Source organism: Amorphus orientalis, from assembly GCF_030814015.1.
GTDB lineage: Bacteria > Pseudomonadota > Alphaproteobacteria > Rhizobiales > Amorphaceae > Amorphus > Amorphus orientalis.
Genome location: NZ_JAUSUL010000002.1, coordinates 870,170 through 883,129 on the forward strand (window position 1 = coordinate 870,170; position 12,960 = coordinate 883,129).

Sequence of the window (12,960 nt, forward strand, 5' to 3'; positions counted from 1 at the left end):
CGGATCAGGTCGCGGGCAGGCCGACGGCTGCCCTGGCTTCGGCCGTCTTCAGCGAGAAGTCGGTCCCGCAATAGGCGTCGCCGCCCGGGCCGCACAGCCATCCGATCGCCTTGGCGACCCAGTCCGGCGGAATGTGCGCTGACGGGCCGAGCCTGCTCACCGGGTTGATGCCGGACGCCTTGATCTGGACCTGCATCTCCGTCGCCACCGTTCCGGGGCTCAGGCCGATCACGCGGATGTCCTGGTCTGCATATTCCTTGTCGGCCACCCGGGTCAGGGACAGCGCGGCCGCCTTGCTGGCGCAATAGTGGCTCCAGCCTTCCAGCGCCCCGGTCGCAGCACCGGAACTGATGTTGATGATCGTCCCGCCGCCCTGGGCGAGCATCTGCGGGATCGCGAAGCGAAGGCCGTAATAGACGCCCTTGGTGTTGGCATCGAGAACTTCGCCCCATGCCGCCGGATCGCTGTCGGCGATCCGCGCGATGGGATCGATCAGGCCGGCGTTGTTGACGAGAACGTCGAGCCGACCGGTCTCCGCCACGGTCCCCTCGACAAGGTGGCGCACGTCGTCGACACGGCTAACGTCGCACTGCATGGCGATCGCCTTGCCACCGGACGCCCGAATCTCGCCGGCAATGGCCTCGATCCGGTCTGCGCTTCTGGCGGCCAGGACCACGACAGCCCCGAGCGTGGCCAGATGGCGCGCGGCCGCCTCGCCGATTCCCCGGCTTGCGCCGGTCACGATCACGGTTTGGCCGGCAAGATCCGTCATGGGTTCGCTCCCTGTCACGGTGCGCGGCGCCTGCCGTGCGCGCGTCTCAGTTCAAAACGAATGCGCCCGCCTTGCTTGTGAAAGCGTCGGACTGGCTCGCCGGAATGCGGACCTTGAGGCGGATGGTGTCGGGGGAATCCTCCCGCTCCAGCACCTCGGTGGATCTGTAGAGCCAGGCGAGGAGCTCACCCTCTTCCGCAGGCAGTTCCAGCTCCGCCTCATGCCGTCCGCTGGTCAGGCGCTGCTCGATACGATCCAGCAGCCGGTCCAGGCCGGAGCCTGACAGGGCCGAAACCGCAACCGTATCGGGCCCCGTGTTTTCCAGCATTCGCGCGCGGGCCTGCTCGGGGAGCAGATCCACCTTGTTCCAGACCTCGATCACCCGCCCGGGTTCGTGCGGGTCCACGTCCATGGCTTCCAGCGTCGCCTCGACGTCGGCCGACTGGGCTTCGCTGTCGGGATGGGCGATGTCCCGCACGTGGAGGATCAGATCGGCTTCGACCACCTCCTCCAGCGTGGCACGGAACGCCGCCACCAGATCGGTGGGAAGATGTGAAATGAAGCCCACGGTATCGGACAGCACGATTTCGATTCCGTGCGGAAGCGCGACCCGGCGCAGGGTCGGGTCCAGCGTCGCGAACAACAGATTCTGTGCGCGCACGCCGCTTTCCGTCAGCTTGTTGAAGAGGGTCGACTTGCCGGCGTTCGTGTAGCCGACCAGGGCGACGACAGGCTGATCGCGCCGGACCCGCTTCTTGCGATGCAGCGCCCGTGTCCGCCGCACGCTTTCCAGGTCCCGCTCCAGACGGTTGATCCGGCCCTGAATCTGGCGGCGGTCCGCCTCGATCTGGGTTTCGCCCGGCCCGCCCAGGAACCCGTAACCGCCGCGCTGCCGCTCCAGGTGGGTCCAGGAGCGGACAAGGCGGCTCTTCTGCCAGTGAAGGTGGGCGAGCTCGACCTGCAGGGCGCCTTCCCGGGTCTGGGCGCGTTCGCCAAATATTTCCAGGATCAGCGCGGTGCGGTCGAGCACCTTGACGCCCCAGGCGCGTTCGAGATTGCGCTGCTGGACCGGGGAGAGGCTGGTGTCGACGACGACCAGACCGGCCTCTTCCGTCGTGATCCTGAGCTTGATCTCCTCGACCTTGCCCGTTCCGAACAGGGTCGCGGGCCGCTGAGCGGCGATCGGGATGATCCAGGATCCGACCACTTCCAGGTCGATGGCGAGAGCCAGGCCGATGGCCTCCTCCAGCCGCGCTTCCGGCGAGCGCTTCGGAGGAGCGCCTGAGGCTGCGCGAGGCTCGTGCTGCTGCTTCAGGTCGGGCAGCAGAACGAGCGTTCGCAGCGACGTGGGACTCGCATCCGCCGAGCCGGGTCCTGCCGATCCGTCGGCCGGTGAGTGATCGTGCGGACGCGGTTCCAATCAGCCTCCGGCGGTCTCGTCGCTCGGGTCGAACAGCTGCACCGGCTGGTTCGGCATGATCGTGGAGATCGCATGCTTGTAGACCAGTTGCGAATGCCCGTCGCGCCGAAGCAGGACGCAGAAATTATCGAACCAGGTTACCACGCCCTGCAACTTCACTCCATTGACCAGAAAGATTGTCAGCGGGGTCTTGTTCTTGCGGACATAGTTCAGAAAAGTGTCTTGTAGATTTTGTGTCCGGTCGGCCATCAGTTTGGAATACCTTCTTATTAGGTGGCGCGGAAATTCTTGGATGCCCCATCGGTCACAGGGACATCAACCGCCGTTTTCGGGCCTCGTTCGTGGTAGATGGATCATCTTTCGCCTGATCGCAACGACGAATATTGCCCACTGCACAGCGGCGGGTTGCATGGCTCGTGCCAGTCGGCGCTTGGCGACGCAACCGCCTGGTCAAACGGGCATGGTCTCCACCACCTCGTGGAAGCGCTGACGCAGCTCGGTGGCGATCGACCCGGGCTTGCCGTTTCCGATCGCGTGATCGTCGATCCGGACAACCGGCATGACAAGGGTCGTCGCGGCGGTAATGAACGCCTCGCGTGCCCGGTAGGCTTCCTCGACGGTGAACGGCCTCTCTTCCACGGTGATGCCTTCCCGGCGTGCCAGGTCGAGCACCGCCGTCCGGGTGATGCCGCGCAGGATCCCGTGCTCGGCCGGCCGCGTGACAAGGGCCCCCTCGGCCGTGACGATCCAGGCGTTGGTGGACGACCCCTCGGTGACGTAGCCGTCGGAATCGACGAACCAGGCTTCCTTCGCACCCGCCTTGCGAGCGGCTTCCTTTGCCAGAACATTGGGCAGCAGCGATACGGACTTGATGTCGACGCGCTCCCAGCGATTGTCGGGAAGCGTGATGACGTTGACGCCCGCTTCGGCGGTCTTTGCCGCTTTCGCAGGCGAAGACGACCGCGCCGTGATCACGAGTGCGGGCGGGGTTCCCTGCGGCGGGAACAGGTGATCGCGCGGAGCGACGCCGCGGCTGACCTGAATGTAGATCATGCCGTCGCGCACCCGGTTGCGGCGCACCACCTCCCGCATCACCGCCACCAGGGAGGCGCGGGGCATCGGGCTCGCGATCTGGAGTTCGCTCAGTGATCTGTCGAGGCGATCAAGGTGGCGGGTGGTGTCGACCAGTGCTCCGTGACGGACCTCGCACACCTCGTAGATGCCGTCGGCAAACTGGTAGCCACGGTCCTCGATGTGGACGGCGGCCTCCTTGTGACGGACATATCGGCCGTTAACGTAAGCGAATCGGCTCATAGACAACTCCAGCTTGGCGAGTTAATCGCCTGATTTTATTCATCAATGCGGCGCCGCACTTCGGCGTCCGTTTGACGCGTCAGAAGAATTCGAGGCTCACCCGGAACATCTGTTCGACTTGGCGAACCCGTTCCGCCAGCGCGAAGATGACGACCCGGTCGTGGGCCATGATCTGGGTATCGCCGCGCGGAGTGATGGCTCCCTTCCGGCGATAGATCGCGCCGATCCGGATGCCGTCCGGCAGGTCCAGATCGCGGATCGGCCGTCCGACGAGGGACGAGGTCTCCAGCGCTTCGGCCTCGATGACTTCCGCAGCACCGTTCTGCAAGGAATGGACCGACCGGATGCGACCACGGCGCACATGGCGCAGAACCCGGGAAATCGTCACCGCGCGCGGGTTCACATAGGCGTCGATGCCGAGCGCATGGGCGAACGCCGGGTAGCTGGCATTGTTGATCAGGCTCAGATTGCGTTTGCAGCCCAGCGTCTTGGCCATGACGCCGGCAATGATGTTCGCCTGGTCGTCGTTGGTGAGCGCCACCAGGACGTCGCTGTCCTCGATGTCGGCCTCCCGGAGGATCTCCTGATCGAGCGCGGAGCCGTGCAGGATGACCGTGCGCCTGAGTTCGTCCGCGATTTCGACGGCGCGCTGGCGCGACTGTTCGATGATCTTGACCTTGACGTTCGGCTTCCGCCGTTCCAGTTCGCGCGCGACATAGGCGCCGATGTGTCCGCCGCCGGCGATCACAACACGACGGGCCTCCGGCTCGTCGTGGCCGAAGATGCCGAGCGTGCGCCGGACCTGATCCAGCCGGGCCACCACATAGACCAGATCGCCGACCATCACCGTGTCGTCGCTCTGGGGAACGAAGAGCCGCCCGTTGCGGAAGATGCCGGTCACAACCGCGCCGAGGTCCGGAAACAGCTCGGTCAGCTGGCGAAGCGGCGTATCGATGACCGGGCAGTCCTCGTTGCAGAGAATGCCGACGACGATGACATCGCCGTCCGCGAACCGGACCGTCTCCACCGCACCGGGGAGCGACATGCGCCTCAGCACGGTTTCGCCGACCTCGATCTCGGGCGAGATGATCACATCGATCGGCAGATGGTCGCGGGCGAACAGATCCTGGTAGTGAGGCTGCAGGTAGCTCTGCGCCCTCACCCGCGCGATCTTGGTCGGCACCGAAAACAGCGTATGGGCGACCTGGCAAGCGACCATGTTCACTTCGTCGGCCTGGGTCACCGCGATCAGCATGTCGGCGTCTTCCGCGCCGGCCTGGCTCAGGACGTCCGGATGCGAGCCGTAGCCGACCACGCCGCGGACATCGAGCGTGTCGCGGATGATGCCGACCAGACGCGGAGAGGTGTCGATCACGGAGACGTCGTTCTCCTCCGCCGCCAGCTTCTCCGCGATGCCGAAGCCGACCTGTCCGGCACCACAAATGACGATGCGCATGCGCCCTCGCTAAACGAACTTCCGCAGACGTCGCTACCATCTATCAGGCCGGACGGGCCATGTATCCCGTCCGGAATGGCGATGAGTGATCATCTCGAACGCCCCGCGGCACTCCAAGCCCCTGCCACGGGGAGATGCAAGCCGGATGCCGCGGTTTTTTGCCGCTTCGCGGCTTCGCCGGGTGTGTCAGGCGATGCCGAGCGACTTGAGCTTGCGATGCAGGGCCGAGCGTTCCATGCCGACGAACTCGGCCGTGCGGGAAATGTTGCCGCCGAACCGGTTGATCTGAGCCTTGAGATAATCGCGCTCGAAGATCTCGCGCGCATCGCGGAGCGGCAACGCCATGAAGTGTTCGCCGCCCTGACCGGACGACAGCGGCGGCACGAGGGCACCGACTTCCGAGGGCAGCAGATCGGCGGACACCGGGTCGTTCGGATCCTGATCCCGCGTCAGGATGAGCAGCCGCTCGATGTTGTTCTTGAGCTGGCGGATGTTGCCGGGCCAGTCGTGGGCCTGCAGCACGGCCATGGCGTCATCGCCGATGATCCGCAGCGGCAGACCTGCGCTGGCGGCGATCTGGCGCATGAAATGGTCGACCAGAACCGGAATGTCGTCCCGGCGTTCAGCGAGCGACGGCACGCGGATCGGCACCACGCTCAGGCGGTGGAACAGGTCTTCCCGGACGCGGCCGTTCTCGATCTCGTTCTGCAGGTCGCGGGCACTGGAGGATATGATCCGGACGTCGACGTGAACCCGGGTGGAGCCGCCGACGCGCAGAAAGGTCTGATCCACCAGAACGCGCAGAATGCGGCCCTGGGTCTCCAGCGGCATGTCGGCGATCTCGTCGAGATAGAGGGTCCCGCCGTGGGCTTCCTCGAGGGCTCCGACGGCCCGGCTTCCGCCGTTGGACGATTCCGTGCCGAACAGGGCCTCCTCGACCCGATCCGGCGTTATGGTGGCCGCATTCAGGATCACGAACGGACCGTTCGCACGCTGGGAAGAGCCGTGAATGGATCGGGCGACCAGTTCCTTGCCCGCACCGGACGGCCCGGTGAGAAGGATCCGGCTGTTCGTCGGAGCCACGCGCTCGATCATCGTGCGCAGGGCGGCCATGGCATTCGAATTGCCGATCAGCTCGGTCGCCTCTCCCGCCCGTGCCTTCAGATCCGCGATTTCGCGTCGGAGCTGGGAGGCTTCGAGCGCGCGTTCGGCGGCGAGGATCAGGCGATCCGCCTTGAGTGGCTTCTCGATATAGTCGTAGGCGCCGCGCTTGATCGCCGATACGGCGGTCTCGATGTTGCCGTGGCCGGAGATGATCACCACCGGCAGAGAGGGATGCTGCTCCTTGATCACATCGAGCAGCGCCAGGCCGTCCAGCCGGCTTCCCTGCAGCCATATGTCGAGGAACAGCAGACTCGGCTTGCGGGCGGCGATCTCCGCCAGCGCCTCGTCGGAGTGCGCCGCGGTGCGCGCCTCGAATCCCTCGTCGTCCAGGATGCCGGCGATGAGTTCACGGATGTCCCGTTCGTCGTCGACGATGAGGATGTCGGTGGCCATTCTGCCCTAGCCCGTTGTTGATGATGCGGTTGAAGCGGTGCCGTCCCCGGCATCCGGCGTGTCCGGACCGTGGATGGCGAGTATGAAGCGCACGCAGGCGCCGCGATGATTGAGGCCGGCTGCGCTGGCGTCGAGGAGTTCGACGCGTCCGCCATGGTCTTCGGCGATCTTGCCGACGATGGCGAGACCGAGGCCGGTGCCCTTCTCGCGGGTGGTCATGTAGGGCTCCAGCAGGCGCTGGCGGCCCTCCTGGGGCAGGCCGATCCCGTTGTCGACGATCTCGACGATGTGAGAGTCGGCATCGCTGCGGATGGAGACGTGGATGTATCCCGCCTCGCCTTCCCGCTCTTCGTCCGTCGTCTGCTCGATCGATTCGGCGGCATTCTTAACCAGGTTGGAGACGGCCTGGACGATGAGCCGGTGGTCGAACCGGCCGATGACCTTCCCTTCCGGAAATTCGGTCTCCACCTTCACGCCCGGATGACCGACGCTCTGCAGGAAGACGCCTTCGCGCACCGCTTCCTTCAGATCGCGTTCCTCGATCACCGGTTTCGGCATGCGGGCGAAGGTCGAGAACTCGTTCACCATCCGGCCGATGTCGCCGACCTGCCGCACGATGGTGTCGACGCACTGGTCGAACACTTCGCGGTCGTCCTCGATCCGCTTGCCGTAGCGCCGCTTGAGGCGCTCTGCCGAAAGCTGGATCGGGGTCAGCGGGTTCTTGATCTCGTGGGCGATGCGCCGGGCGACGTCGGCCCAGGCCGAGGTGCGCTGCGCCTGGACGAGGTCGGTGATGTCGTCGAAGGTGACGACCCATCCCTGGCGCTGGGAATCGGCGCGGTCGACCGTAATCCGCACGGCGACGATCCGCTCCTTGCCGGACCGCTCCAGCGTGATCTGACCCTGCCGGGCGCGGAAACCAAGCCTCGGTCCGCTGTCCATCAGGCCGGCCAGTTCGGGCACGCCTTCGCGCAACGGCTTTCCGATCAGGTCCTCTTCCCCGGTCTGCAGGATTTCGAGCGCCGAACGGTTGGCAAGCGAAACCGTCCCGTCCGGCTCGATGCCGAGCACTCCGACCGTAACCCCGGCGAGCACCGCCTCGGTGAACCGCCGGCGCTGGTCGATCTGCTCGTTGGCCTGCAAAAGCTCCGATCTCTGGGACCTGAGCTGGGTGGTCATGGTGTTGAAGGTCTCGCCCAGGTGGGCAAGATCGCCGTCATTCTGATTGATCGGCACTTCAGCCGCCAGGTTGCCGTGCGAGACTTCGTCGGCCGCATCGATCAGGCGCCGGATCGGGGTCACCAGCCGGTTGGCGAATCCGAATCCGAGCCAGATCGCGGACACGAGCAGCACCAGCGTGACGCCGGCATACACGAAGGCGAAGGCCACCTGCATTCCCAGCCGGCTTTCGTCGAGCGCGGTGTATTCTTCCGCGTTGTCCTCGGTCAGGCGGAGATATTCGAGAACCTCGGGATCCATCGGGCGTGCGATGTAGAGGTAGAGGTCCTCATAGGCCTTGAGCTTGATGATTCCTCCGACCTGATTGGCATCGCCCGGGGCGATCATGACCGGGTTGCCCTCCTCCGCACGCTCCAGGGCGGGCGCGGGCGGCATGGCAAGATCGAGGTCCGGATTGATGATCGCCCGGGTCACGACCGTTCCGTCGCTGTTCAGAAGGAAGGCCTTGGGCAGGAGCCGCAGCGAAGCCTGGGTCTGCAGATACTGGTCGAACCGGGCCGGCTCGTGGACATAGAGCTGGCGCGCCCGGTCGACGTCGTGGGCCATGGCGATCAGGTCGCCGCGCAGCACCCTGGCGTGTTCCTCCACATAGGCGTCAGCAACGGCGAGCGAATTGTCGACGATGGCCCGGGTGCGCTCTTCGAACCAGCGGTCCAGGCCCCGGTTGAGGGTGATCACGGCGACCACGGCGACCAGCGCGGCCGGCAGCACGGCCATCAGCGAGAAGAGGGCCAGAATGCGCACATGCAGACGGGCACCCGCACGGCCGGCGCGGCGCGCACGCCACAGCGTATGAACTTCCCAGGCAACACCCACAAGCAGGATGCCGACGATGCACGCGTTGATGGCCAGCGCGATCCGGACCACCTGATTCGTGGGTGCGATCGGCGTCAAACCCGTAAGCACCAAGAAGGTTGCCGTGACCGACAGCAGCGCGGCGCCCACGGCCCAGATGCTGGCCCTGCGGATCCATTGGCGGCGATCCGGGCCGTTCGGCGGCAGGGTCTGGCTGAAATAGGTCTCGCTGGCCGTCATGTCTGCTCACTTGCGGCGCGGCGCGCCTGGGTGTGCGTTACCGATAAACAACAATGTTGCGAAAATGAGACGGAGAATGGGGCGGTTTCGCCACAGGTCTCTGCGCCGGTCCTGTCGGCGACCGCTTCAATCGTTCCGGCGACCGTCCCATCCGAGTTGAACCGGAAGATGCTCGCCCGGCTCGTCCGGCCGGGGGGTCCCCGCGAGCCGAAGGGTCCTCTCAAGGAGTTGTTCGTAGACCGGCCGTCCGCCGAGCCGCTCGGCCACGATGTTCGACACGATGCAGGTCGCCAGCACCGGCAACAGCAACTCGAACGATCCCGTGAGTTCCAGAACCAGAACCACGCCGACCATCGGCGCGCGCACGGTCGAGGTGAACAGGCCGCCCATGGCGGCGATCGCGAACGCCACCGGGAGGTGCTCCGCCTCCGGCATGAAGACGGACACGGCCGAACCCAGCGCCAGGCCGGTGCAGGTCGCCATGGTGAGAATCGGTGCGAAGATGCCGCCCGGCGCGCCGCTGGCGTAGCTGCCCATGGTCGTCGCGAGACGCAGCGCGACCAGGAGGAACAAGCCGGCCACCGTCCAGTTCTCCTGCACGAGGTCGAGGATCAGGGCTTCGCCGCCTTCCGTGGCCGAGGGAAACACCACAATAAGCGCACCGATCAAGAGACCCCACACGGCCGGAAACAGGTATGGCGAGGTGGTTCGTCCGATCCACAGGACCCCGTCGAGAGACCACAGCAGCAGACGGTTGAAGACATAGCCGAACAGGCCGAGTACCGCGCCAAGCCCCGCGAAGGCGATCAGATAGTGCGGCGGCAGCCCCGGAACCGAGATCGCAAGGTCCGGACCCATGCCGGCCATCTCTTCGGTGAGCACGGTCGACAGGGTGGCAGCGATCGCCACGCCCATATAGGTGCGGAACGTGTAGGGGAACTGGGTGCGGGTCTCCTCGATCACGAACAGGACCGCCGCCAGAGGCGCATTGAAGGCGGCGGCCAGGCCCGCTGCGGCACCGGCGGCATAGAGCCCGCGCCGTTCCACCAGACCCGGGCGCGCCATGTCCGACAGTCCGGCGGCGATCGAGGCGCCGATATGGATGGTCGGCCCTTCCCGCCCAACAACGAGCCCGGAGCCGATCGACAGCAGGCCGCCGAAGAACTTGACCGGCAGCACCCGTTTCCATCGCAGCGGTCGGAGCCCTTCCAGTGCGCCCTCGATCTCCTGAACGCCCGAACCGGCCGCTTCCGGCGCGAACCGCCGCACGAGATACACCGCCGCGACGACCATCGCGCAGGTTGAGCCGGCGGCGAGCCCGATCGACACGGCGGTCGGCGGCCCAGCGACCATGGTCCGATGCCATGCGAGCAGCTGATCCGCGGCGAGGTGAAACAGTGTGCCGATGGCTCCCGTGAGAATCCCGAGGGCGCAGGCCAGGAGATAGAACCGAGCATCGGAGGTACGCGGTGGCGACGCCTGCTCGGTCACGGCAATGAGGCCCCTTTTCGTTGCACCCTTTGCCGCTAGCGCGAGACGGCGTGCGGATCAAGCTTCGCCGGCTCCGGGGGGACGGAATGGTTCCCCGCTGCCTGAAAAAGCAGTAAGCAGACGGTCCGGCGGATGCGCCGGGTTCAAAGCGCGACACCCGGTCGGTTCCGGGCTGCCACTGCCGATTCCGCGCTGTCGGCCCTCCCGAAACAACCGCCTCGAAGGCGTCGCATGCCGCTTTTCCCGCGTGTCTTTATCCCGTTCTCCGCCGGCTATCTCGTCAGCTATCTGATCCGCGTGATCAATGCCGTCGCCGGCGAACCGATCGCCGCGGAGTTCGATCTTCTGCCCGGCGAGCTCGGCTTTCTCACGAGCGTCTATTTCCTCTCTTTCGCCTGCGCGCAGTTGCCGAACGGGATCCTGATGGACCGCTTCGGTCCGCGGCGTGTCCAGGCGGCCCTGCTTCTGGTCGGTTGCCTCGGAACACTCGCCTTCGCCCGCGCCGAGTCCTTCGCCGGGCTCGGCGTCAGCCGTTTCGTGATGGGACTTGGGCTGGCCGCCTGTCTGACCGCCCCACTGACGGCCTACCGTCTGTGGTTCGGGGTGGAGCGTCTGTCGATGGTCACCGGGCTGCACATGGCGGTCGGGGGGCTCGGCGCTTTCCTGGGCGGGGCGCCGACCGATGCGTTGATCCGGCTCCTCGGCTGGCGCGGCGTATTCGACGTCGTCGCGGTCGTTCTCCTGATTACGGCCGCCCTCACCTTTTTCTTCGTTCCGAAGCGCGACTATCCGTCGTCACCCCTGCCCGTTTCGACGCTCATACGCGAGCTCAGCAGGATCCTGATCGCAAAACCGTTCTGGCGGCTCTGCCCCCTCTCCGTCTCCGTGCAGGGGATCGCCCTGTCGGTCGGCAGTCTGTGGGCCGGTCCCTGGCTGCGCGATGCCGCCGGCGTGTCCAGTCAGGTTGCGGCGATCTGGATGTCGGCCATCGCCGTCGCCCTGGTGGTCGGATTCCTTCTGTTCGGCTGGCTCGGGCAGCGGGCCGCAGCGCGCGGACTTTCCAGCGAGCGCGTCTTTCTGGCCGGCTCGCTCGGGTTCCTGATCGTCCAGATCCTGATGGCTGTCCTGCCACCGCAGACGGCAGCGCCCCTCTGGCTGGCCTACGCCGTGTTCGGAAGTGTCGGAGTCACCTCCTTCGTCGTCGCCGCGAGGTCGTTTCCGTCCGCCATGGCCGGACGGGTCAACACCGCGCTCAATTTCTTCATCTTCGTGATGGCCTTCCTGATCCAGTGGCTGTTCGGCGAGTTTCTCGATCTCTTTCCGGCCTCCGACGGCGGGGCCACCGCTGCCGGCTATCGGTGGATGTTCGCGATCCTGGCCCTGTTCCAGGCGGTCACCTTCGTGCCGTTCCTGCTCTGGCGGCGACCGGAAGCCTGAGTCATCCTTCCTGCGATGCGGGCGTGAGCAGATCGGCAAGCGTCGCCGTCACGACCTTCATGGCAGTGCGGAAATCGTCGAGCATGACGTGTTCGTCGGCGGCGTGGCTATCGGTGACCCCCGCGACACCGGCGCTGGAGCCGTAGAGGACCGTCGGTATTCCGGCCGCGGAATAGTGGCGGGCGCTGGTGTAGACCGGAGCGCCTGAAACCGGGACGTCGCGGCCGATGATGTCGTCCGCGTGCCGCTTGAGGGGGGCAACGAGGCGGTCGACACCCTCGACGGGCCGCATCGCGCCGGTCAGCATCAGCCGGCGGCACTCGACCTCGACCCCTTCGATCCCCGCAGCCGCTTCGGTGACGAGCTTCGTCAATTCGGCCTCGACGGTTTCGGGCTCTTCTTCCGGAATCAGACGGCGGTCGACCTTCATCACGACCCGATCCGGCACGACGTTGATGTGAAGCCCGCCTGAGATCGTGCCGACGGTCAATCGCGCCGAACCGATTCCCGCCTCCTGGCTCACCACGCCTGCCAGTCGCTTTCGCTCGTCGTAGAGTGCGGTCAGGATCGGCGCGGCGGCCTCGAGCGCGTCGCTTCCCGTCTCCGGAACTGCTGCGTGGGCGGCGCGTCCGCGCACCACCACTTCCAGGTGCAGGCATCCGTTATGGGCAGTCGTGATGGTGTTCACGAACCCGGCGGCGATGACCATATCCGGCTTCGTCAGCCCCTGCTCGATGAGCCACTGGGGTCCGACGAAGCCGCCGCCCTCTTCGTCGAACGTGACGTGGATCTCGACGGTGCCGTGCAGCGCAACGTCCAGGTCCTCCAGCGAACGCAGTGCGTAGGCGAAGCCTGCCACGTCCGCCTTGGCGTCGGTGGCGCCGCGACCGTAGACGGCGCCAGCCCTGATCTCGGCACCATAAGGGTCGGTGGTCCAGTTCTCGCCCGGTGGAACCACGTCGGCGTGGCTGGCGAGCGCGATCGTCGGTCCGGCGCCGCTTCCGAAGGTGCGGCGGATCACGAGATTGGTGGCCGACCGCATCCCGTATTGCCGGACGAACGGATCGGGCACCGGGTGTTCCTCGACCTCGAAACCGCGCTCCTCGAACAGCTGGGCGATCTGGTCGGCCGGTTCCGCGCAGTCTCCGGGCGGGTTCTCGGTGGGGACCTTGATCAGCTCCTGAAGAAACGCCACAGCCTCGCTGAACCTGGCTTCGGCCTCCGTCTCGCTCATGCTCG

The 12,960-nt window shown here is 66.1% G+C and carries 10 protein-coding genes; 1 reads left to right on the forward strand and 9 read right to left on the reverse strand.

Annotated elements, in window-relative coordinates:
• Positions 1-4 precede the first annotated feature (4 nt).
• From J2S73_RS11840 to clcA, 8 genes are all read right to left on the reverse strand, one after another.
• Positions 5-772 (reverse strand): SDR family oxidoreductase, encoded by a 768-nt coding sequence (locus J2S73_RS11840; protein ID WP_306885744.1) that lies wholly within the window; start codon positions 770-772, stop codon positions 5-7.
• 46 nt (positions 773-818) lie between these two features.
• Positions 819-2,192: a GTPase HflX gene (gene hflX / locus J2S73_RS11845; RefSeq protein ID WP_370874420.1), complete on the reverse strand. Its 1,374-nt coding sequence runs from the start codon at positions 2,190-2,192 to the stop codon at positions 819-821.
• Positions 2,193-2,441 carry an RNA chaperone Hfq gene (hfq, locus tag J2S73_RS11850; RefSeq protein ID WP_306885745.1) on the reverse strand — a complete coding sequence of 83 codons (249 nt, stop codon included), beginning with the start codon at positions 2,439-2,441 and terminating at the stop codon, positions 2,193-2,195.
• Positions 2,442-2,642: 201 nt separating this feature from the next.
• Positions 2,643-3,506: a D-amino-acid transaminase gene (locus J2S73_RS11855; protein WP_306885746.1), complete on the reverse strand. Its 864-nt coding sequence runs from the start codon at positions 3,504-3,506 to the stop codon at positions 2,643-2,645.
• 79 nt (positions 3,507-3,585) lie between these two features.
• A complete protein-coding gene (gene trkA, locus J2S73_RS11860) occupies positions 3,586-4,962 on the reverse strand; it encodes a Trk system potassium transporter TrkA (RefSeq protein WP_306885747.1) in 1,377 nt (458 codons plus the stop codon).
• Positions 4,963-5,148: 186 nt separating this feature from the next.
• On the reverse strand, positions 5,149-6,519 hold the full coding sequence (gene ntrX, locus J2S73_RS11865) for a nitrogen assimilation response regulator NtrX (protein WP_306885748.1): 1,371 nt from the start codon (positions 6,517-6,519) through the stop codon (positions 5,149-5,151).
• A 6-nt stretch (positions 6,520-6,525) separates the two neighbouring features.
• On the reverse strand, positions 6,526-8,793 hold the full coding sequence (locus J2S73_RS11870; protein WP_306885749.1) for a sensor histidine kinase NtrY-like: 2,268 nt from the start codon (positions 8,791-8,793) through the stop codon (positions 6,526-6,528).
• 126 nt (positions 8,794-8,919) lie between these two features.
• On the reverse strand, positions 8,920-10,284 hold the full coding sequence (clcA, locus tag J2S73_RS11875; RefSeq protein ID WP_306885750.1) for a H(+)/Cl(-) exchange transporter ClcA: 1,365 nt from the start codon (positions 10,282-10,284) through the stop codon (positions 8,920-8,922).
• Positions 10,285-10,515: 231 nt separating this feature from the next.
• Between clcA and J2S73_RS11880 the strand changes: the two genes are divergently transcribed.
• The gene (locus J2S73_RS11880; protein ID WP_306885751.1) at positions 10,516-11,721 is read left to right on the forward strand and encodes an MFS transporter; all 1,206 of its coding nucleotides are present in this window, start codon (positions 10,516-10,518) and stop codon (positions 11,719-11,721) included.
• 1 nt (position 11,722) lies between these two features.
• Here J2S73_RS11880 and J2S73_RS11885 read toward each other — a convergent pair whose 3' ends face one another.
• Entirely contained in the window at positions 11,723-12,955 is a 1,233-nt protein-coding gene (locus J2S73_RS11885) for an ArgE/DapE family deacylase (RefSeq protein WP_306885752.1), read from the reverse strand.
• Between the last annotated feature and the right edge of the window lie 5 nt (positions 12,956-12,960).

Bases quoted from the DNA above. Each gene is read 5' to 3' on its own strand.
- J2S73_RS11885 (WP_306885752.1), bottom strand. From the start codon at position 12,955: ATGAGCGAGACGGAGGCCGAAGCCAGGTTCAGCGAGGCTGTGGCGTTT.
- J2S73_RS11870 (WP_306885749.1), bottom strand. From the start codon at position 8,793: ATGACGGCCAGCGAGACCTATTTCAGCCAGACCCTGCCGCCGAACGGC.
- J2S73_RS11840 (WP_306885744.1), bottom strand. From the start codon at position 772: ATGACGGATCTTGCCGGCCAAACCGTGATCGTGACCGGCGCAAGCCGG.
- J2S73_RS11855 (WP_306885746.1), bottom strand. From the start codon at position 3,506: ATGAGCCGATTCGCTTACGTTAACGGCCGATATGTCCGTCACAAGGAG.
- J2S73_RS11880 (WP_306885751.1), top strand. From the start codon at position 10,516: ATGCCGCTTTTCCCGCGTGTCTTTATCCCGTTCTCCGCCGGCTATCTC.
- trkA (WP_306885747.1), bottom strand. From the start codon at position 4,962: ATGCGCATCGTCATTTGTGGTGCCGGACAGGTCGGCTTCGGCATCGCG.
- hfq (WP_306885745.1), bottom strand. From the start codon at position 2,441: ATGGCCGACCGGACACAAAATCTACAAGACACTTTTCTGAACTATGTC.
- ntrX (WP_306885748.1), bottom strand. From the start codon at position 6,519: ATGGCCACCGACATCCTCATCGTCGACGACGAACGGGACATCCGTGAA.